Consider the following 20,809-nt stretch of genomic DNA (forward strand, 5'->3'; position numbering starts at 1 on the left):
TGTTTATTTTACAACAAAAACAATATTGATGAAAGATGCAGAGGTTGCATTGGACAGGATATCATAATTCAGGACACCTGTACTGCTTATGCTGTTGATTTTAAATACAGCCGGATCATAGCCTGTTACATAATAATACAGATCGGTAGCATTTGGGAAAAATGGAATGGAGGCCGGCGCTGAAGCGCTCCTTGCGTTAGCAGCGACGTTCGAAAACTGATTTTTGTATAAGGTATACAAATCTTTTGTCTGCCCGGTAGCGGTTGTTGTGGTGTCGAAAACTACGCTGGGCATATAGAAGAATCTAGCTGCATAGGGAGAAAGACATACCCAGTCAGGGGCTGCGGGAGTTCCCACATTCTGACTGATACATTTCTTGTTGCTGTCAAAAATGACAAGTCCTGTAGCGGGATTGGTAACTGAAGTGAGGGTGGTGATTCTTGGGAGTAAAACTCCTTTTGAAGTGCTGGTAACATCTAAAGCAGCACTTTGATCAGGTGAGGCGGTATTAATGCCCACCTGCGCAGTAATGGAACAGAAAGCCATCACCAAAACTAAGGTAATAATTTTGTACATGTCGAAATAATTTTTTTGTGTGTTTTGATCTTATTGACAAACCAGATGTCAGTAAGAAGTTAATTGCTTAAAGGTAGTATTGTGTGTTTTTTCTAATAAAAGGTACTATTGATTAATATTAATTTTTTTCTGTGTTTTTATATTGATATGATTTTTCAATACAGGTTATAATATTTCTATTATTATGTTAAATATTAATTTAATTGAGATATTTTAGTTTATATTTTTCTGTATAATTGAATAATCATAGTGTAATATTGAACAAATGTAGATAAAATTATGATATAACAATGGCCTGATCTCTGCGATAGGAGGATTTGATTCACCCGTCGGAGAGTGAACATTGATTATTCTTAGTGTTGGTAAATGATTGAGTATATATTTAATAAAAATATTAAATATGTTAAAATTTGTTAAATTTTTATTTATCATAAAAAAAGCACGCTGAATAGCGTGCTTTTGTGTATATAAAAAGTTTATTATTTGTGAATTATGCTTCGCAGGAAGAACAAGATACAAAGTTGACCATCATTTCTTTGGATACAGATGAACTTCTTTGATAGTAAAGAGTTTTCACTCCTTTCTTCCATGCTTCAATATAAAGATAGTTAACATCTTTTACCGGCATTGTAGATGGAATCTGAAGGTTCAGAGATTGTGCCTGGTCAATATACTGTTGTCTTTGCGCAGCCTGGGAAATAATTTCCATTGGAGAAATTTCCTTGAATGTTTTGAACACTGCTTTTTCTTCGTCAGTAAGTTCTGTCAAATGTTGTACAGAACCGTGGTTCAGCATAATGGTTCTCCATGTTTCTTCATTGTCTAACCCTTTTTCTTCCAATAATTTTGCAAGGTATTTGTTTTTACGCATAAAGTTTCCTTTAGCAAGACCTGCTTTATAATAGTTAGATGCAAAAGGCTCGATTCCCGGGGAAGTCTGTCCTAAAATTGCAGAACTTGAAGTGGTAGGAGCAATGGCCATTGTTGTGGTGTTTCTCAATCCGTATCCTTTTAATAATTCCGGTTCACCATAAATATTAGCCAGTTCTCTTGAAGCCTGTTCCGCCTGTTCTTTGATATGTCTGAAAGCTCTTGCATTGAACTGAGTAGCTTCAAAACTTTCAAACGGAATCATATTTTTCTGTAAATACGAATGGTATCCTAGAACGCCCAATCCAAGCGCTCTGTGACGTAAGGCAAAGTTTCTTGCTCCCTGCAGGTAATAGTTTCCTTCTGTTTTTTCGATAAATTCAGTTAAAACAGCATCCAGGAAGTAAACGGCAAGTTTTACAGCATCTGTATCTTTCCATTCATCATAAAGTTCTAAGTTCATAGAAGATAAACAGCAGATAAAAGATTCTTCTCTGGTAGAAGGAAGCATGATTTCAGAGCAAAGGTTACTTGCATTCACAGGCATTCCCAAATCTTTATAAACCTGAGGCTTATTTCTGTTCACATTATCTGTAAAGAAAATATAGGGTAGGCCTTTCTGCTGACGGCTTTCCAGAACTCTAGCCCAGATCTTACGCTTGTCCATGTCACCATCAATCATATCCTGCATCCAGTAATCCGGAACACAGATTCCTGTGAACAGGTTCTGGATTGGACTTCCGATATCTTTGATAGATAAAAATTCTTCAATATCCCCGTGATCAATATCAAGATAGGCCGCAAAGGCTCCTCTTCTTACACCGCCCTGGGAAACTACATCCATAGCAGTGTCGAACAATTTCATGAAAGAAACAGCTCCTGAAGATTTACCGTTATCAGTTACCGCAGTACCTCTGTTACGAAGCTCTCCGAAATATCCTGAAGTTCCGCCCCCGATCTTAGTCTGCATAATTACCTCACCCATTTTGTGGGTAATTCCTTCAATACTATCCGGGATATGAACATTGAAACAAGAAATAGGAAGACCTCTCTGTGTTCCCATATTGGCCCAGACAGGAGAAGAGAAACTGATCCATCCTTTGGTGATCATTTCTTTAAAAGCAGGCTGTAGTTCCGGCTTGTATAGTTTTTTAGCAGCTGCAGTGGTGATTCTGTCAATAGCTCCTTCTACTGTTTCTCCTTTCAGCAGGTAGCCTCTGTTCAGCATTTGCTCAGATTCCTCATTGAGCCACCAGATATTTGAATTTTGCTCTTCCATAGATGTTATATTTTCGAATTCCGGAGTAAGGTTATATACTCCGGAATTTTGTTGTTATATTGATTGTAAAATTTCTACTTTGTGGGACCCGTTCAGTCCGCTTTCGTCTCTTAATCTTTGAAATTCCTTAAAAGACGGAACATTTAAAACCTCATACTGAGCCTCTTCATTGATGTAATTGGAGTAATGCAGAAACGTAACACCGTCTTCTTTTACATACACCTTATATTCAAATGTTTCCTGATCTAAATTCTGAAAATCATCCAGAAACTGTTGAATATTGGCTTTATTTTCTGAAACAAATTCAGGGCTTACGGTGTAGGTTACAATTACATTAATCATTTGCTTTGCGTTTTGGTATTGTATATTTATTTTGAGAAAAGGATTCTCAGAATGATATCTCTAATACTATCTGTTTCGACGCTCGCTTCGCTCGCGCCTCATTCATTAAAACAGGTCGTTGGCTGTAATACTCTTATCGTGTTTCGTGTAATCAACCGGTCTTTTGGCAAAGAAATCATCCATAGAGTTGGCGAAAACTTCTTCTTCAAACCATTTCATCGGGCGGTATTGCTCAGGAGAAATGTTGTAGCGGGTTTCCATATTGATTTTTTTCAGACTGTCGTCTACTCGGTATTTCATGAAGTTCAGAAGGTCTTCTCTTGAGAAAACGCTTAGTTCTCCTAACTCAAAGATCCAGTCTAAGATTTCACCTTCCAGCTCAATAGACTGATCTACTAAAGTATAGATGTCTTCAATATCTGAATCGGTAAGAAGGTTGGGTTGTTCTTCACGGATCTTGTTGATCAGGTAAATTCCCGCATTGGCGTGGATTTGTTCATCTACAGAGGTCCATGCAATGATGTTGGAAACATTTTTCATGTATCCTTTGAATCTTGTGAAAGAAAGAATGATCGCAAATTGTGAGAAAAGCGATACGTTTTCAATCAGGATGCTGAATAATAAAAGAGAGGACACATATTCTTTCGGAGTTGTAGAGTTGGCGTGTTTTAAAACATTCGACAGGAAGTCTATTCTCTTTTTTACAGCCGGAATCTCTATAACGCTAAGGAATTCTTCATTATACCCTAATACCTCCAATAAACGGGAATACGCTTCAGAATGACGGAACTCACATTCGGCAAAAGTAGCTCCAAGTCCGTTGAATTCAGGTTTTGGAAGGTGATTGTACAGGTTTCCCCAGAATGTCTTTACAGACACCTCGATCTGTGCAATAGCTAAAAGAGCATTTTTCACAGCATTTTTTTCGTGTGGTTCAAGTTGCGAATGAAAATCCTGAACATCTGCAGTAAAGTCAACTTCCGAATGTACCCAGAACGATTTGTTGATCGCTTCTACAAATTGAAGAACCTCAGGGTATTCAAATGGCTTGTAGCTTACTCTTTTATCAAAAATTCCCATATTAAAATATCTTTAAAATTAAATAATTTACATCACTGTGGATAACGTTGGTATAACAGTTAACTTTCTGTTTATTTGGTGCTTATGTTTGAAAGTTATTCACTTTGATAAGCAGCAGTTTCTTGTAAAGAACTAAGTACAAAGTTCGAAAAAAAGAACTGATTTTGAAAGCCCTAAATACTAATTGGCTGACTTTTAACTCTAAAAGTTTTCCACATTTACATGAAAGTAGCGCAGATAATGGCTTAGACAGGGTTATTGACAAAAAATATATGGAAATCTATAGTTACAGTTAAACAATGTTTTGTAATGTGCTATAAATAAAGGGTTGATTTATTAAACAATAAAATATTTGAATAAATTCGGGTTCTTGTAACAAATTGAAAATATCATCTACTTATTGGGTATAAAATCATAGATCACTCAATGTTAGTAATTCAGGATTTACATAAATCATACGACACCGGGAAAAGTAAGCTGCACGTTCTCAAGGGAATCAACCTCAATATTTCCGAAGGCGAATTTGTTTCTATTATGGGAAGTTCCGGTTCCGGGAAATCCACGCTTCTTAATATTATTGGAATTCTGGATGAAAAAGATTCAGGAACCTATGAACTGGATGGTGTTCCTATTGAACATTTGTCTGAAGTAAAAGCAGCAGAATACAGAAGTAAATTCTTAGGATTTATTTTCCAGTCTTTCAATCTGATCGGCTATAAGACCGCTCTGGAAAATGTAGCCCTTCCTCTGTATTATCAGAATGTTCCAAGAAAAGAACGTAACCAGAAAGCTATGGAATACCTGGAGAAAGTAGGTCTTGCACAATGGGCTAACCATCTTCCTAATGAACTTTCCGGAGGACAGAAACAAAGAGTCGCTATCGCGAGAGCTTTGATTACAGATCCTAAAATTGTTCTGGCGGATGAGCCTACAGGAGCGTTGGATTCCAAAACAACCCACGATATTATGAAGCTTCTTCAGGACATCAATAACGAAGGGAAAACCATCATCGTCGTAACCCATGAGCCGGACGTAGCCGCACAAACCAAGAGAAACGTTGTGCTGAAGGACGGAATCATAGAAAGTGATGAGTTTATAAAGCAGATTGTCTTATAAATGAATGGTGAATGGTCAGTTTGCTTCGCAAGTGAATTTGATTTTTTTCCGAAATTTAAAAAAACAACAAATGAATTTGAAAAAAAATAAAAATGTTTTTAAATCTGAACCATTACAAACTTGATGTTTATATTTCAGCTAAAGAACTGCGAAAAGAGTGCTATAAAACTTTCATTAAAATTCCGGATAGTGAAAGATTTAATCTGATTGATCAAATACGCCGGGCATCAACTTCTGTTGTTTTGAATATTACCGAAGGATGCTCCAGAAAATCAGAGTTGGAAAGAAAAAGATATTTTGAGATTACAAGAGGCTCAGTAATAGAATTAGATTCCTGTTTTGACATAATTATAGATTGTGATTATATAAAACAAGAGGAGTTAACAAAAATTGGAAATTTAATAAAGACAACATTTATCCTGTTAAGCGGAATGTTGAAATAAAGACAAAAGTAAGTGTGAATAGTCAGTCATGAATTTTTGGATGCCGTAAAATTGACTACTTTGTTAATTGACTTCAGAGAAAATTCACAACATCGTTAATTGACTTTTTACATAGTAAAAAATAAAAAATATGTTTGACCTAGATCGTTGGCAGGAAATATTCAGTTCTATCCGCAGTAATGTATTGCGGACGGTACTTTCGGGGTTTACGGTAGCTTTGGGACTATTTATCTTTATTGTGCTGTTCGGAATTGGTAAAGGATTGCAGAATGCTTTTACACAGGGTTTTGCAAGAGATGCCCAAAATCTGATCACTATTTATACAGGGAAAACGACGGTGGCCTACAGAGGTCTCCAGTCGGACAGGAATGTAACGATGGATAACGACGATTATGATTTTCTGATCAATACCGATAAAGAAAAAGTGGGAGATGCCAGCCCGAGATATACTACGAGTATGATGGTGAAGTACGGTAAGGAAAGCGGAATGTATCAGATAAACGGTGCGGAGCCGGGAGAGCAGATTATCGAAAACAGAAAAGTTATAGAAGGACGCTACCTGAATCCTATGGACCTGAACAGAAAACAGAACATAGCGGTAATCGGAAGAATGGTGCAAAGAGACCTTATCAAAAACGGAAGCCCGGTAGGTAAAGATCTTGATATCAATGGTACCATGTTCAAAGTGGTGGGCGTATTTTCTGATGATGGGGGAGACCGGGATGAAAGACATATTACGGTTCCTATTACAACCCTTCAGCAGATGAAGAAAGGATCAGATACGGTCAATACAGTCTATATTGCCTATAATGAAAAGCTTACTCCTCAGGAAGCAATTAAATACGGAGATGAGCTTAAAGATAAATTAAAATCAAGAAAAAATGTCTCTCCTGATGACGAAAATGGAGTAGGAGTATGGAATAACGCCAAGAATATGGAAGGAACCTTCCAGTTTATGTTTGTACTTACCATTATCGTAGGATTTATTGGAATGGGAACACTGCTTGCCGGAATCATCGGAATCAGCAATATCATGGTGTATATCGTAAAAGAAAGAACCAAAGAGATCGGAGTACGTAAAGCTATCGGTGCTAAACCGGGAAGCATTGTAGGACTGATTGTACAGGAAAGTGTTGTGATTACCGTAATTTCAGGTATTGTAGGAGTTGGTGTGGGAGTTTTGACCCTTAGCTTAATGGGGGACAGTCTCGAAGAATTCTTCATTGTGAATCCGAGTGTAGGTACGACAGAAATTATTATGGCTTTCATAGCATTGGTTTTCTCCGGACTTATCGCAGGGTTCGTTCCGGCGTACAGAGCTTCAAAGATCAAACCGATTGAAGCGTTGAGAACCGAATAAAGGTAATTAGGATATAGTAAAGAAAATATAAAAATACAACTCAGAGAAGTGAATATTTTATTTAAAAAAGATACCTGGCAGGAAATTTATTATTCATTGAGAAATAATAAGCTTCGTACGTTCCTTACCATGATTGGTGTGGGTTGGGGAATGTTTTTATATGTAAGCCTTCTTGGGGCTGCCAAAGGAATGGAAAACGGTTTTGATAAATTGTTCTCAGGATTTGCTACCAATTCCATTTTCTTGTTTGCTGGAAATACCTCCATTCCGTATGACGGTTTTCCGAAAGGGCGTCAGCTTCATCTGAAGCTGTCTGATATGGATATGCTGAAACAGAAAGTTCCTGCAATAGATTATATTTCGCCGCAGAATTCCAGGGGAAGTTTTACCGGAACTGCCGGGGAACTCATGTCAAGAAATGGCAAAAAAGGAACTTATGGTCTTACAGGAGACTATCCGGTAGGAAATAAAATTTCGGAAAAGAAACTTATTTTCGGACGTTACATTAATGATGCCGATGTGATGGGGAATAAAAATGTAGTAGTGATTGGGGAAGAAATCTACAAGAACTTTTTCGATTCCAAGAAAAATGAAAGCCCAATCGGGAAATCAGTGAATATAAAAGGGATGTTCTTTAACGTCATCGGAGTGTTTCGTGTGAAAAAAGGAGGAGGTTTTGAAAGCGATCAGAGTGCCTATATTCCACTTTCAACCTATACCAAAATGTACAATGCCGGGGAGCAGATTGACCTGTTTGCTATTGTAGGCAAGCCAACGGCAGATTTAGGAGTTGTAGAGGAAGACGTAAAACAGGTATTGAAAGATAAAAATAAAGTATCTCCTGAAGATACCAATGCCTTTATGAGTTTCAATATCGGGAAAGAATTTAAAAAGCTGACAGGTTTTCTTACCGGAATGCAGCTTCTCACGATTATCGTAGGAACCCTTACCATTCTGGCGGGTGTAATTGCGATCTCCAATATCCTTCTGATCACGGTAAAAGAAAGAACCAAAGAAATCGGGATACGAAGAGCCTTAGGCGCAAAACCTGCTGAAGTAAGAAACCAGATCCTGTTGGAAAGTGTGGTAATTACACTCTCATCGGGGCTGCTTGGATTCATGTTCGGAATTTTTGTTCTGATTATTCTTAATGTAGCGACCCAGAATCAGGATACCTTCCCGTTCTACAACCCTACGGTTAATTATGGAAACGTATTCAGCGCTATGTCCGTAATGGTTATTCTGGGACTGATTATCGGGATGATCCCGGCACAGAGAGCGGTAAAAATCAGGCCGATTGAAGCGTTGAGGACAGAGTAGTAATAATTTGAAAATGAAAAATTTGAAAATCTGAAAATGTTTGTCAGACATTTTAATTTTCAATCTTTAAACCATTAAATAGTAAAAAAATAAACTAGGTATATGAAAAAGAAATTCACTTTGAAAAAAGCCATTTATATTGTATTGGGGCTTTTATTTGCAGTGGCATTGTTCTCAGGAATCGGGTATCTTGTGAAATCCAATTCCAAGCAGGCTGAAGCCTTCCTCACCAGGAAGCCTGTCATTAAGGATATGGAAGATAAGGTCATGGCAACAGGTAAAATTGTTCCGAAAGAAGAAATTGAGATCAAACCTAACATTGCAGGGATTATCGATAAAATTCTGGTAGATGAAGGGGATAGAGTAGAGGCAGGACAGCTGATCGCTACGGTAAGGATTATTCCTAATATCGCTGATGTGAACAACGCGCAGCAGGAAGTGGTTAATTCTCAGCTTCAGATCAATAATGCTAAGTTGAATGTTGATAATATGCAGAAACAGTTTGCTATGCAGGAAAAGCTTTACAAGCAAGGTGTTGCCTCAAAGCAGGAATATCTGAATTCCCAGCAGCAACTTTATTCTCAGCAGCAGACCCTTAAAAATGCTCAACAGCAGCTTGTAACGGCTGAAAAAAGACTACAGATTGTAAAAACAGGAGCAACTCCTGAACTTCAGGGATTGGCAACTACGCAGATCCGTTCAAAAGCTTCCGGAACCGTGCTTGAAGTTCCCGTAAAAGTAGGAAGCCAGGTAATTGAGGCCAACTCATTCAACGCAGGGACTACCATCTGTTCCATTGCAGATCTGAATTCACTGATCTTCCAAGGAGATATTGACGAAGCGCAGGCAGGAAAATTAAAGCAGGGAATGGACATGAAAATCGTGATTGGTGCATTGCAGAACAAAACGTTTCCGGGTAAACTTACCATGATTGCTCCAAAAGGAAAAGACAACAGCGGAACCATCAAATTCCCGGTAGAAGGAGATGTAAGAAATCCTAATAACGAGTACATCAGAGCCGGTTTCTCTGCTAACGGAGAAATTGTATTGAAATCTGAGAAGAATGCTCTTTTATTGGATGAATCTCTTGTTCAGTATGAGAAAGTCAAAGGGAAGGATTCTCCTTTTGTAGAAGTGAAGCAGAAAGACGGTAAGTTCAAAAAAGTATATGTGAAACTGGGAGCCAGCGACGGAATCAATGTACAGATCCTTTCCGGAATTGATAAAAATGCCGAAGTGAAAGTATGGAACCCTTCTGATAAAGACAAAGAAGAGCTTAAAGAGAAGAAAAAATAATAAACAATCATTATAGATTTACATGATGAAATCCTGGGAAACTTTCTCAGGATTTTTTTATTGAAAAGAACTCTAGAACCACTCTTAAACCGCTGTTTTTCTGAAAACTAATCATATATTTGAGTTCAAAATTAAAATCATGTGCAGATACGCGGGAAAGGGCTATAAAATTCACTATGCTTGTTTTAAATGCAGAAAATCATTTAAACAACAGGGTTCTCATGACATTTTTTTAAGAATAAAAAAAGAAAACGTATATCATGCTCCTGACGGCAGTGTGAGAAAAATCGGACATCTTTTTATGAAAGCTAATAAAGAAGAGCTGGATTTACTGATAAAGGAAATAGAATCAAGACCTGTAAAATGCCCGGAATGTGGTAGCATCATGGCACATCTTGGGTGGGAGTTTAAAGCTCCTAAAAAAACAGCGGTCAAAGAATGGGAAATTATAGAAGGTCTTTTCAGAACAGGAAAAGTATTTAATACCTGTGGTTGTTACGGGATTGGCTATATTCCAAAGAATCCGAAAGATTACGAACAGTATTTAAGGAATATCCTGAGTGAATACCAAGAACAGATGACCGCGTGTCAGGACAGAACGATTGAAGAATGTCCTGATAAATTGGACGCGGTTAAGTATTGGAGTGAAAAGATTTCTGATGTAAAGGCAGAAATGAACCTTCAGAGGTTTGAAATATTTTAAAACAAACGTTCATGAAGAAAAATTACCTTATCCTCTTTTTCTTTATCATTGGTAAATTCATACTGCAATATATATTAATCAGCCCTGAATATGAACTACACCGGGATGAATATCTGCACCTCGACCAGGGGAATCATCTGGCATGGGGATATGTTTCCGTTCCTCCTGTGAATTCCTGGTTGGCCTGGCTCATCAAAATGTTGGGAGGGTCTGTCTTCTGGGTTAAATTTTTTCCGGCTTTACTGGGTGCTCTCACAATTGCTTCCGTGTGGAAAATTGTCGAAGAATTGCAGGGAAATCTATATGCCAAAGTACTGGCGTCAACGGGAGTTTTGTTTTCTGTATTTCTTCGGATGAATATGCTTTTTCAGCCCACCTCTCTGGAAGTGTTGTTGTGGACGATGCTTTACTACGTCCTGATCCGGTATTTTAATTCTGAAAAAGTAAAATGGTTATACATTGGCGCAGTGATCTTCGGAATCGGTTTTCTGAATAAATATAATATCGTCTTTTCTGTATTGGGGATTATTCCGGCTTTACTGCTGACGAAACAGAGAGCCCTATTTCTTCAGCCCCATCTTTACGGAGCCGCATTGCTGGCTCTTGTTATCATTTTTCCCAATCTGCTGTGGCAATATCATAATAACTTTCCCGTGGTTCATCATATGAAGGAACTTTCAGAAACTCAGCTGGTAAATGTTAGCCGCTTTGAGTTTTTAAAATCCCAGATGCTTTTTTTCATAGGTGCTGTTTTTATAATTTTCGCCGGATTGTATGCTTTACTGTTTTATAAGGCATTTGAAAAATTTAGATTCTTCTTTTGGGCGTATGCATTCACAATCGGGCTGTTCCTGTTTTTCAGAGCAAAGGATTATTATGCGGCTGGACTTTATCCGGTATTCATCGCATTGGGCTCAGTGTATCTCGCTTATCTTTTGGCGGATGGCTGGAAAAAGATACTAAAGCCTGTCAGCATACTGATTCCTGTTTTGTTATTTATCCCTTTGTATCAAGTAGCTTTTCCCAATAAAAGCCCGGAATATATCATTCATCACCCTGATCAATATAAAAAGCTAGGACTTCTCCGTTGGGAAGACGGAAAAGATCATCCGCTGCCTCAGGATTTTGCCGATATGCAGGGCTGGAAGGAACTTGCAGAGAAAACAGATAAAGAATATGCAGTATTGTCGAAATCCGGGAAAACCTTGGTTCTTTGCGATAATTACGGACAGGCTGGAGCTATTAATTATTATTCAAAACAGAAAATAGAGGCAGTTTCTTTTAATGCGGATTATGTTAATTGGTTTGATCTGAGTAAGCGGTATGATCATCTGATCAGAATCAAAGATCCATTCTCAGATAATGATGAACTGAAAGAGACCGGCCCTTACTTTGAAACTTCCAAAAAGGCAGATTCTATTATCAATCCGTTTGCAAGAGAAAAAGGAGCGATGATCTTCAGTTTTAAAAATGCAAAAATAGATATCAGGCCAAGACTGCAGGAAGAAATAGATGAAGTAAAAGGAGAGTATTAAAAAGGTGGAGGGTAAATAACTTCTGAAAATATAGTAAAGTTTAAGTCTGTCTTCTGTTTTTCTTTAAAGCATAAAGCTTATCAAGAAAATATTTGATTTTTTCCTTAATTAATCTTAAAACTTAAATGGCTCTTAATGGTTTAAAAACAATAAACCCAGACGTAAGGATTATTTTGATAAAGAACATTCCGGGCAGTAACCTGAAATAATTCCATTAAAATTCACAGGCTGATAACCTTCCGGCATGGTAATATCCACCTCTTCCGGCATACATTCTATCGTTCCGCATTGAAGGCATCTGAAGTGAAAATGACTGTGTTTATGGTGCTTTCCGGAGCATCCACGACAGGGTGCAAAATAGGACTTCCCGTCATCACTCACCACTTTATGCACAATTCCGTCATCACAGAAACTATTCAAAATTCTGTAGATGGTAGCCCTATCTATCTCATTTCCCAGCTCTTTCTGTAAAATATCATGGCTTACCGCTGATTTTGAATCTTTTAATGAATTCAGGATCAGTTGTTTTGTTTTGGTATTCCGCTTATTCATAAGGCAAAGATATAAAATATTATTGCGACTGTGTTGCAATAATGAGATTTTGATTTAACTTTGTACAGACAAACAGATACTTAAATCATCATTCAAACTTAATTATAATGGAAAATAAAGACTTTGATGTCATCATTATTGGCGGAAGCTATGCTGGATTATCAGCAGGAATGGCACTGGGAAGATCAGTGAGAAACGTACTGATCATAGATAACGGTAAACCCTGCAACAGGCAGACACCACATTCGCACAACTTCATCACTCATGACGGTAAGGCACCAAAAGAAATAGCAACATTGGCCAGAGAGCAGGTTGAAAAATATAATACCGTGAAATTTCATGAAGGTACCGTAACCAAGATCAGTAAAAATGATGAGTTTGCCGTTGAGACTCAGGATGGCAACAGTTTTCATGCTAAGAAACTGATTCTTGCATCGGGTGTAAAAGATGTGATGCCGGATATTCCCGGATTTGCAGAGTGTTGGGGAATTTCTGTTCTGCACTGTCCATATTGTCACGGGTATGAAGTGAGAAATGAAACCACCGGAATTCTTTCGGACGCAGATATGGCTTATGATTTCACAAAAGTGGTATACAATCTTACGAAAAACCTTTCTCTATTAACCAATGGAAGATCTGCTCTTTCCGAAGAGCAAAAGGAAAAACTAGCCGGGAATAAGATTTCGTTAATTGAAGATCAGGTTGAAAGTATTGAACATGAAAACGGACATATCAGAAAGGTGATTTTTAAAACAGGAAAAGAGATTTCCCTGAATGCTCTGTATGCTAAAATACCTTTTATACAAAACGTTGATACTTCAGAATTAGGCTGTGAGCTGACGGAACAGGGCTTTATTAAAGTTGATTTTATGCAGAAAACCAACATCCCCGGACTTTTTGCCTGCGGAGATAATATAACCATGATGAGATCCGTAGCTAATGCGATTGCTCAAGGGAATTTTACCGGAGCAGTAGTGAACAAAGAATTGGCGGAAGAACAATTTTAAATGAAATATTCTGAAAGACTTTACCGGTGAATTTATGCTGTCACCCTCGGCTGCTAAGCTTTCAAAAATCATTTTTCCCACTGTTGAAATCTCAACGGAAATTCCGTACATTTGGGGTGGAAAATTTCAAAAACTAAAAGTATAATGGATATTATTTTCGACCTGATTGAAAAAGAAAGACAAAGACAATCCCATGGATTAGAACTTATTGCGTCAGAAAACTTTGTTTCTGAAAACGTGATGAAAGCAATGGGAAGCGTACTGACAAACAAATATGCTGAAGGGTACCCGGGTAAAAGATATTACGGGGGCTGTGAAGTGGTAGATGAGGTTGAAACGTTGGCAATCAACAGAGCCAAGAAACTTTTCGGTGTGGACTATGTGAATGTTCAGCCGCATTCCGGTTCTCAGGCTAATGCTGCCATTTATCTTGCTGTTTTGAAACCAGGAGATAAAATCATGGGAATGGATCTTTCTATGGGAGGACACCTTACCCACGGTTCAGGAGTTAACTTTTCAGGAATCCAGTATCAGGTAGTGTCTTATGGAGTAGAAAGAGAAACCGGCCTTATAGATTATAACCAGATGAGAGAAGTAGCTCTCAGAGAAAGACCAAAAATGCTTATCGCTGGTTTCTCAGCGTATTCAAGAGATCTGGATTATGCTAAATTCAGAGAAATTGCTGATGAAATCGGGGCAACACTTTGGGCGGATATTGCTCACCCTGCAGGTTTAGTAGCCAAAGGGCTGTTGAACTCTCCGTTTGAGCACTGCCACGTGGTAACAACAACAACGCACAAGACTTTAAGAGGTCCTAGAGGAGGAATGATTATGATGGGGAAAGATTTCGAAAATACATACGGTCATAAAACCCCGAAAGGAGAAACCAAAATGATGAGCCAGGTATTGGACGGAGCCGTTTTCCCAGGAATTCAGGGAGGTCCGCTGGAGCACGTTATTGCCGGTAAAGCAGTAGCTTTTGGTGAAGCATTAGACGGACAATTTGAAACCTATGCTAAACAAGTTAAAGCAAATGCTCAGGCGCTTTCAAAAGCAATGATCGACAGAGGATTTGATATTGTAAGCGGAGGTACAGATAACCATTTAATGCTGGTAGACCTTAGAAATAAAGGCGTAAACGGTAAAGAGACTGAAAAAGCCTTAGTTCTTGCTGATATTACATGTAATAAAAATATGGTTCCTTTTGATGATAAGTCACCATTCACTACATCTGGTATCAGATTAGGAACGGCTGCTATTACTACAAGAGGCCTTAAAGAAAATGATATGGATACTATTGCAGGACTGATCTCCGATGTCGTAGACAATATCAAAAACGAAGAAGTTCTTGCATCTGTCAGAAAAAAAGTAAATGAACTGATGGAAGGAAAAGCACTGTTCAACTATTAATTGTTAGCGGAAAATACAAAATAAAGAATGGGCACCTGTCCATTCTTTTTTCATTGATTATGGAGAAGAAATCTTTCACATTTGAGGAAATCAGGCAGAAGGTGGTAAATTATTGTGTTTACCAGGACCGATGCCATGCCGAGGTAGAACAGAAAATGAAAGAGTTTTTACTGATTGATGAAGCCAGGGAAGAAATTATGCTCTATCTTCTGAAGGAGAACTTTCTGAATGAAGAACGCTTTACACGGAGCTATATCAGGGGTAAATTCTATATCAAACATTGGGGGAGAAATAAGATCAGGATGAATCTGAAGCAGAAACAGATTTCCGAAAGACTTATCAATAGCTGTTTTGATGAGATTGATGAAGATGATTATGAAAAAATGATCAGGAAAATTTACGAAAATTATTCTTCTAAACAGAAAGGCTTGAAAGAATATCAAAAAAAAGTAAAAACTATAAAATATTTGATGAGCAGAGGCTTTGAATATGAAAAAATAAATGATACTTTTGGAGAAACATAAATAGATATTGGAAAAACAGAAGATTTGGCTTTCACCACCACATATGGGAGGGAATGAGCTTCAATATATACAACACGCATTTGATACCAACTGGATTTCCCAATACGGCTCAAATATAGATGAATTTGAAAACAGTCTTGAGCATTATTTAGGAGGCACTTCCCATGTTACAGCTTTATCATCCGGAACGGCAGCCATTCACCTTGCCCTGAGATTACTGAATGTTCAAGAAGGGGATTTCGTAATCTGCCAGTCGTTCACTTTTGTAGCTTCTGCTAATCCTGTACTTTATTTAAATGCTGTTCCCGTATTTGTAGATAGTGAAGAAGATACCTGGAATATGTGCCCTGATGCACTGGAAGAAGCTGTTAAATTCTGTATTCAGAAAGGAAAAAAGCCTAAAGCCATTATTGTTGTTTCTTTATATGGAATGCCCTTCAAAGCAGACGAAATACTCAGCATCTCGCGGAAATATGAAATCCCATTGATTGAAGATAGTGCAGAAGCCCTGGGAAGCAGCTATAAAGGACAGTTGTGTGGAACTTTCGGAGATCTTTCAGTCATCAGCTTTAACGGAAATAAAATTATTACCACGGCAGGCGGGGGAATTCTGATTTCGAGAAATGAAGCTGATAAAAAGAAAGCTCTTTTTCTGGCAACACAGGCCAAAGATGATGAAGATTATTACTGTCATTCTGAGATAGGCTATAATTATCGGATGGATAATATTACAGCAGGAATAGGCCGCGGACAGCTGGAAACACTGGGAAATAAGATCACAGGACGGAGAGAAAATCATGATTTTTATCAGATCTGTCTTAAAGATCATGAAAATATTGAACTTTTTTCTGCACCAAATGGTGATTTTTTTTCTAACTACTGGCTCAATACGGTTATTCTCAAAAATAATCTTTCAAAAGAAAAATTGAGGAAACTATTTTCTCAGAATAATATAGAAACCAGATATCTATGGAAACCCATGCATCTTCAGCCGTTGTATAAACAATATCAGTTTTTTGGAAATAATCTTTCTGGTACACTTTTTGACCATGGATTGTGCCTGCCATCGGGGACTAATTTAACGGACGATGACAAGGAAAGAATAGCTGAAATCCTTAGGATGTGAAATTCCCTAAATTTATACCATAAAATTAAATAAAGATGGGATTTTATTTTAATTTTGTATCCATCTCAAGAATTAATATTAATTAAAAATTGGTTTTAGCCGTTTTAAATATGAACACAAATACAGACAATGTACAACTCTTTTAGGAAAAAAGTATTTGGAGGAGACAATGTTGTCAATCTCTCTGATGTAAGATATCTTCCCAGATGGATAATACTTGTAATAGATATTATCATTTTGGTTATATCTCTATTCCTTTCTACTTATACTATAGAAAAAATTACTCAGAAAGAATTTATTTATCACGAAGATAAAAGTATAGTTTTTACCTTTATTATTGTGGTGAATACTATGTTTATGTATTTTTTCAAGACCTATGCAGGGATTATAAGGCACTCCACCTTTATTGATCTTTTCAAACTGCTGATTTCCTGTTTTTGTACAATGACAGTTATAGGCGTAGTAAATCTTATTTACTTCTGGGTAACAGGAGGGAAATTTATTTTAACCCCTTTTCTTGTCCTATATTTTATCATCTCCTTTATGGGACTTTTTCTGTTCAGGCTTTATGTGAAAGAGTTTTTTCATATTGTAAGAGAATACAGGAGAAGTACCCTGAAAAAAAGAATTTTGGTACTGGGTATTGATGAACAGTCTATTGCTATAGCACGTGCTATTCTTGATAATCCAAGTCTGCCTTATCAGGTTGTAGGATTTTTAACTCAAAGGACAGATTCGAAAAGAGCTTCGTTATTAGGAAAACCTATCTACGAAAAAAGGAAAATAGAAGAAGCAACAAAAGAAGATCTTATCATTGATGGTGTTATTATTGTTAAAGAAATGATGTCTAAAGACGAAATGAATTCCTGGGTGAATTTATTTTTAGAAAAAGACCTGAATATATTCAAAGCTCCTTCTGTACAGAAATTAAGAGACAGTGACCTGGGGGGATCCATCAGGAATCTTCAGATTGAGGATCTTCTTAACAGAAAGCCTATTAAGATAGAAAATGAAGAGGTAAAAAGCAGACATTTTAATAAGAATGTACTGGTAACCGGTGGAGCTGGTTCTATCGGAAGTGAAATTGTCAGACAGGTTGCTCAGTTCAACCCTGCTTTAATTGTTGTTTTAGATCAGGCAGAAACTCCATTGTATGACATTGAGCTGGAGATGAAAGAGAAATTTCCTCACATCAGATTCAAGTTTGTTTTGGCTGATGTTTCTAATATTCACAGAGTTGAACCTTTATTCCAGACCTATAATTTCTCAATGGTATATCATGCTGCTGCATATAAGCATGTTCCTTTGGTTGAGGAAAACCCTAATGAAGCAATACGTGTCAATGTTTTAGGATCAAAAAATATTGCGGTGTTGTCTAGCCGCTACAAGGTCAACCGGTTTGTAATGATCTCTACAGATAAAGCTGTGAATCCTACCAATGTAATGGGGGCTTCCAAGAGAGCTGCTGAATTATTTGTTCAGTCTTTACAGCATGTTGACGGTAATATAACCAAGTTTATTACAACGAGATTTGGTAATGTTTTAGGATCGAACGGATCCGTTATCCCGCACTTTAAAAGGCAGATTGAAGCTGGCGGTCCGGTTACCATTACCCATCCGGACATTGTGAGATATTTCATGACGATTCCGGAAGCCTGCGAACTTGTACTGCAAGCCGGGACAATGGGGCAGGGTGGAGAAATCTTTGTTTTTGATATGGGAGAGCCTGTAAAAATCCTTGATCTGGCAAGAAGAATGATCAAACTTTCGGGATTTGAACCTAATATTGATATTAAGATTATTTATACAGGATTGAGACCAGGAGAGAAGCTCTACGAAGAGCTGTTGAGCGATAATGCAAAAACACTTCCTACTCATAATGAAAAAATCATGATCTCTAAAGATCCGACGATGGAGTTTATGGAAATTGAGAGTTTGATCAACCTGATTACAGAGGCTTCCGTAATGAAAGATAAGGTAGAAGTTGTTAAGATTTTGAAATCAATTGTGCCTGAATTTAGGAGCAATAACTCGATCTATGAGATTTTAGATAAATAAAAATATAAATGTATATTTGTACAATTTTAAGATATGAAAAGTAAGATATTGGTTGTATTGGTCGCATTTTGGTTAGTTTCATGCAAGACAAATCCTAACGCAAAAAATGACCTTAACTATATGCAAAATATTGAGAAGATAGCTCTTGAAGCATCTTCAAAAAATCTGAATAATACAATTCAAACGGGAGATCAGTTGGTAATATTGGTGACTGCAAAAGATATGGATGTTGTAAAGCCTTTTAACCAAAACTATTCTTCATCTGAAATTGTTCAGACTAATGCATTTGCAGGAGGGAATACTCCTAACCAGGGCGTTGCTTCTATTACAGGTCCTACTTATGTTGTGGATGCTAATGGAGATATAGATTTTCCTATACTTGGGAAACTTAATACCTCAAACAAAACATTAGTAGAGTTCAAAGATGAACTGAGAAATAAGATGACACAATACATCATTAATCCCACTGTTAACCTAAGACTTGCTAATTTTAAAATTACAATTCTTGGAGAAGTAAATAAGCAGGGAGATTATGTAATTTCTAATGGACAAGGTACTATTTGGAATGCGCTAGGTTTAGCTGGAGATCTTACTATGTATGGAAAAAGAGAGGATATCTTGGTAATCCGAACAGAAAACGGCCAGGTAACTCATGGTAAAGTAAACTTAAGAGATGCTAACCTTATTAATTCTCCATATTATAACTTAAAACAGGGAGACGCTATTATAGTTTCTGCAAATAACACTAAAGATGCGATGTCTAAACAAAATCCTAATACAGGATTATATTTAACTGCAGCTTCAATTGCTATTACTGCAGCGGCTGTCATTGTGAGTTTAATTAAAAAATAACAGTTCCATAATTAAATTCTTTCTGGTTGCAAAAAAAATACTAAAAATGAATGAAATTAAATCATATAGAATAGCAGTAATCGGGCAGGGTTATGTTGGTTTACCGCTATCTCTAGAGTTTTCGAATTATTTCCCTGTTTTAGGGTTTGATGTGAATTCTGTTAGAATATCTCAATTGAATGAAGGAAGGGATGTCACATTGGAATCTGATGAGGCAAAACTAAAATCTGCTTTAAACAATTATAAAGAATCCCAAGGAAAGATAGGATATAAGGCTGTCGATGATCTGAAAGAAATTTTAGACTGCAATATATTTATAGTTACAGTTCCCACACCTATAGATAAATATAATTCTCCTGATCTAAAGCCTTTAATATATGCCTCTAAAATGCTTGGTGAGATCATCAAAAAAGATGATATAATAATATATGAGTCTACCGTTTTTCCAGGATGTACCGAAGAAGAATGTGTTCCTATATTAGAAAAATACTCAGGATTGCAATTTAATAAAGACTTTTATGTAGGATATTCCCCTGAAAGAATTAATCCGGGAGATAAAATAAATACATTAACAAGTATAAAAAAAGTTACATCGGGCTCAACGGACGAAATAGCAATCGAAGTAGATAATTTATATAAAAAAATCATAACGGCGGGCACCCATAAAGCCCCAAGTATTAAGGTTGCAGAAGCTTCTAAAGCAATTGAAAATGCCCAAAGGGATGTTAACATATCATTTGTCAATGAACTAGCTCTCATCTTTGATCGAATAGGAATTGATACTAATGATGTTTTGGAAGCAGCAGGAACCAAATATAATTTTTTAAAGTACAAGCCAGGGCTAGTAGGAGGTCATTGTATCTCAGTAGATCCGTATTATCTAGCACATAAGGCAGAACAGTTAGGATATCATCCCGATGTTATTTTATCTGGGCGTAGAGTAAATGATTCTATAGCAAAATTTATTGCATCTAAAGTAGTTAAACTTCTTATAGCTAAAGGAAATATGATAAAAAATTCTGAGGCTTTGATTTTGGGAGTAACATTTAAAGAAAACTGCCCAGATGTAAGAAATACTAAAGTTATAGATATTTACAAAGAATTAAAAGAATATGGAATTGAGGTTGACATCTTTGATCCTTGGGCGAATAAAGAAGAAGTACAACATGAATATGGAGTTGTAATTCTAAATGAAAAGCCTTCCAGTAAAAAATATGACTCTATTATCATTGCAGTTGCTCATAATGAGTTTTTGACAATGGATATAAAGAATATGAAAAAAGAGAATGCAATTATTTTTGATGCAAAAGCATGTTTAGACAGAAACTTGGTGGATGCCAGATTATAAAACACAAAAAAA

Annotated in this window: 19 protein-coding genes; 14 read left to right on the forward strand and 5 right to left on the reverse strand. The window is 37.0% G+C overall.

Annotated elements, in window-relative coordinates:
• Positions 1-3 precede the first annotated feature (3 nt).
• The 4 genes from J2Y40_RS21260 to J2Y40_RS21275 all read right to left on the reverse strand — a co-directional run bounded on the left by J2Y40_RS21260 (position 4) and on the right by J2Y40_RS21275 (position 4,147).
• Positions 4-576: a hypothetical protein gene (locus tag J2Y40_RS21260; RefSeq protein ID WP_153395005.1), complete on the reverse strand. Its 573-nt coding sequence runs from the start codon at positions 574-576 to the stop codon at positions 4-6.
• A gap of 490 nt (positions 577-1,066) precedes the next feature.
• Positions 1,067-2,734, reverse strand: a complete 1,668-nt coding sequence (locus J2Y40_RS21265) for a ribonucleoside-diphosphate reductase subunit alpha (protein WP_262885797.1) — start codon at positions 2,732-2,734, stop codon at positions 1,067-1,069.
• A gap of 45 nt (positions 2,735-2,779) precedes the next feature.
• Positions 2,780-3,067, reverse strand: a complete 288-nt coding sequence (locus tag J2Y40_RS21270; protein ID WP_153395001.1) for a hypothetical protein — start codon at positions 3,065-3,067, stop codon at positions 2,780-2,782.
• A 105-nt stretch (positions 3,068-3,172) separates the two neighbouring features.
• Complete coding sequence (locus J2Y40_RS21275) at positions 3,173-4,147, reverse strand: ribonucleotide-diphosphate reductase subunit beta (protein ID WP_153394999.1); 975 nt, start codon at positions 4,145-4,147, stop codon at positions 3,173-3,175.
• 426 nt (positions 4,148-4,573) lie between these two features.
• On the opposite strand from J2Y40_RS21275, the gene J2Y40_RS21280 reads away from it, so the two are divergent.
• The 7 genes from J2Y40_RS21280 to J2Y40_RS21310 all read left to right on the forward strand — a co-directional run bounded on the left by J2Y40_RS21280 (position 4,574) and on the right by J2Y40_RS21310 (position 11,920).
• Complete coding sequence (locus tag J2Y40_RS21280) at positions 4,574-5,263, forward strand: ABC transporter ATP-binding protein (RefSeq protein ID WP_153394997.1); 690 nt, start codon at positions 4,574-4,576, stop codon at positions 5,261-5,263.
• Positions 5,264-5,355: 92 nt separating this feature from the next.
• Positions 5,356-5,706 carry a four helix bundle protein gene (locus J2Y40_RS21285; protein WP_153394995.1) on the forward strand — a complete coding sequence of 117 codons (351 nt, stop codon included), beginning with the start codon at positions 5,356-5,358 and terminating at the stop codon, positions 5,704-5,706.
• A 130-nt stretch (positions 5,707-5,836) separates the two neighbouring features.
• Positions 5,837-7,066 (forward strand): ABC transporter permease, encoded by a 1,230-nt coding sequence (locus J2Y40_RS21290; protein ID WP_153394993.1) that lies wholly within the window; start codon positions 5,837-5,839, stop codon positions 7,064-7,066.
• 48 nt (positions 7,067-7,114) lie between these two features.
• On the forward strand, positions 7,115-8,386 hold the full coding sequence (locus J2Y40_RS21295; RefSeq protein WP_153394991.1) for an ABC transporter permease: 1,272 nt from the start codon (positions 7,115-7,117) through the stop codon (positions 8,384-8,386).
• 102 nt (positions 8,387-8,488) lie between these two features.
• Entirely contained in the window at positions 8,489-9,682 is a 1,194-nt protein-coding gene (locus J2Y40_RS21300; protein WP_310001223.1) for an efflux RND transporter periplasmic adaptor subunit, read from the forward strand.
• Between the two features lie 139 nt (positions 9,683-9,821).
• On the forward strand, positions 9,822-10,385 hold the full coding sequence (locus J2Y40_RS21305; RefSeq protein ID WP_310001225.1) for a hypothetical protein: 564 nt from the start codon (positions 9,822-9,824) through the stop codon (positions 10,383-10,385).
• A gap of 11 nt (positions 10,386-10,396) precedes the next feature.
• Positions 10,397-11,920, forward strand: a complete 1,524-nt coding sequence (locus J2Y40_RS21310; RefSeq protein WP_310001228.1) for a glycosyltransferase family 39 protein — start codon at positions 10,397-10,399, stop codon at positions 11,918-11,920.
• 168 nt (positions 11,921-12,088) lie between these two features.
• Here the strand turns inward: J2Y40_RS21310 and J2Y40_RS21315 are convergent, their stop codons facing one another.
• Positions 12,089-12,472, reverse strand: a complete 384-nt coding sequence (locus J2Y40_RS21315; RefSeq protein ID WP_310001229.1) for a transcriptional repressor — start codon at positions 12,470-12,472, stop codon at positions 12,089-12,091.
• A 107-nt stretch (positions 12,473-12,579) separates the two neighbouring features.
• Here J2Y40_RS21315 and J2Y40_RS21320 point away from each other — a divergent pair, with 107 nt between their 5' ends.
• The 7 genes from J2Y40_RS21320 (at position 12,580) to J2Y40_RS21350 (ending at position 20,797) form a co-directional block, all read left to right on the forward strand.
• Positions 12,580-13,479 (forward strand): NAD(P)/FAD-dependent oxidoreductase, encoded by a 900-nt coding sequence (locus J2Y40_RS21320; protein ID WP_310001230.1) that lies wholly within the window; start codon positions 12,580-12,582, stop codon positions 13,477-13,479.
• A gap of 141 nt (positions 13,480-13,620) precedes the next feature.
• Positions 13,621-14,889, forward strand: a complete 1,269-nt coding sequence (glyA, locus tag J2Y40_RS21325; protein WP_310001294.1) for a serine hydroxymethyltransferase — start codon at positions 13,621-13,623, stop codon at positions 14,887-14,889.
• Between the two features lie 59 nt (positions 14,890-14,948).
• The gene (locus tag J2Y40_RS21330) at positions 14,949-15,413 is read left to right on the forward strand and encodes a regulatory protein RecX (RefSeq protein ID WP_185151963.1); all 465 of its coding nucleotides are present in this window, start codon (positions 14,949-14,951) and stop codon (positions 15,411-15,413) included.
• A 43-nt stretch (positions 15,414-15,456) separates the two neighbouring features.
• On the forward strand, positions 15,457-16,539 hold the full coding sequence (locus J2Y40_RS21335; RefSeq protein WP_153399855.1) for a DegT/DnrJ/EryC1/StrS aminotransferase family protein: 1,083 nt from the start codon (positions 15,457-15,459) through the stop codon (positions 16,537-16,539).
• A gap of 129 nt (positions 16,540-16,668) precedes the next feature.
• On the forward strand, positions 16,669-18,597 hold the full coding sequence (locus J2Y40_RS21340) for a nucleoside-diphosphate sugar epimerase/dehydratase (RefSeq protein ID WP_153394977.1): 1,929 nt from the start codon (positions 16,669-16,671) through the stop codon (positions 18,595-18,597).
• Between the two features lie 33 nt (positions 18,598-18,630).
• Positions 18,631-19,449, forward strand: a complete 819-nt coding sequence (locus J2Y40_RS21345) for a polysaccharide biosynthesis/export family protein (protein ID WP_310001232.1) — start codon at positions 18,631-18,633, stop codon at positions 19,447-19,449.
• A 46-nt stretch (positions 19,450-19,495) separates the two neighbouring features.
• Positions 19,496-20,797, forward strand: coding sequence for a nucleotide sugar dehydrogenase (locus J2Y40_RS21350; protein WP_153394974.1), 1,302 nt, complete (start codon positions 19,496-19,498; stop codon positions 20,795-20,797).
• Positions 20,798-20,809: the final 12 nt, after the last annotated feature.

The sequence above is a fragment of the Chryseobacterium sp. 2987 genome (genome assembly GCF_031456375.1).
Classification (GTDB): domain Bacteria; phylum Bacteroidota; class Bacteroidia; order Flavobacteriales; family Weeksellaceae; genus Chryseobacterium; species Chryseobacterium vaccae.

What these genes read in the sequence shown, in the direction of transcription:
- J2Y40_RS21350 (WP_153394974.1), top strand. Translation starts at nt 19,496, where the DNA reads ATGAATGAAATTAAATCATATAGAATAGCAGTAATCGGGCAGGGTTAT.
- J2Y40_RS21310 (WP_310001228.1), top strand. Translation starts at nt 10,397, where the DNA reads ATGAAGAAAAATTACCTTATCCTCTTTTTCTTTATCATTGGTAAATTC.
- J2Y40_RS21285 (WP_153394995.1), top strand. Translation starts at nt 5,356, where the DNA reads ATGTTTTTAAATCTGAACCATTACAAACTTGATGTTTATATTTCAGCT.
- J2Y40_RS21315 (WP_310001229.1), bottom strand. Translation starts at nt 12,472, where the DNA reads ATGAATAAGCGGAATACCAAAACAAAACAACTGATCCTGAATTCATTA.
- J2Y40_RS21260 (WP_153395005.1), bottom strand. Translation starts at nt 576, where the DNA reads ATGTACAAAATTATTACCTTAGTTTTGGTGATGGCTTTCTGTTCCATT.
- J2Y40_RS21275 (WP_153394999.1), bottom strand. Translation starts at nt 4,147, where the DNA reads ATGGGAATTTTTGATAAAAGAGTAAGCTACAAGCCATTTGAATACCCT.
- J2Y40_RS21280 (WP_153394997.1), top strand. Translation starts at nt 4,574, where the DNA reads ATGTTAGTAATTCAGGATTTACATAAATCATACGACACCGGGAAAAGT.
- J2Y40_RS21300 (WP_310001223.1), top strand. Translation starts at nt 8,489, where the DNA reads ATGAAAAAGAAATTCACTTTGAAAAAAGCCATTTATATTGTATTGGGG.
- J2Y40_RS21320 (WP_310001230.1), top strand. Translation starts at nt 12,580, where the DNA reads ATGGAAAATAAAGACTTTGATGTCATCATTATTGGCGGAAGCTATGCT.
- J2Y40_RS21330 (WP_185151963.1), top strand. Translation starts at nt 14,949, where the DNA reads ATGGAGAAGAAATCTTTCACATTTGAGGAAATCAGGCAGAAGGTGGTA.
- J2Y40_RS21345 (WP_310001232.1), top strand. Translation starts at nt 18,631, where the DNA reads ATGAAAAGTAAGATATTGGTTGTATTGGTCGCATTTTGGTTAGTTTCA.
- J2Y40_RS21270 (WP_153395001.1), bottom strand. Translation starts at nt 3,067, where the DNA reads ATGATTAATGTAATTGTAACCTACACCGTAAGCCCTGAATTTGTTTCA.
- J2Y40_RS21290 (WP_153394993.1), top strand. Translation starts at nt 5,837, where the DNA reads ATGTTTGACCTAGATCGTTGGCAGGAAATATTCAGTTCTATCCGCAGT.
- J2Y40_RS21305 (WP_310001225.1), top strand. Translation starts at nt 9,822, where the DNA reads ATGTGCAGATACGCGGGAAAGGGCTATAAAATTCACTATGCTTGTTTT.
- J2Y40_RS21340 (WP_153394977.1), top strand. Translation starts at nt 16,669, where the DNA reads ATGTACAACTCTTTTAGGAAAAAAGTATTTGGAGGAGACAATGTTGTC.
- J2Y40_RS21335 (WP_153399855.1), top strand. Translation starts at nt 15,457, where the DNA reads ATGGGAGGGAATGAGCTTCAATATATACAACACGCATTTGATACCAAC.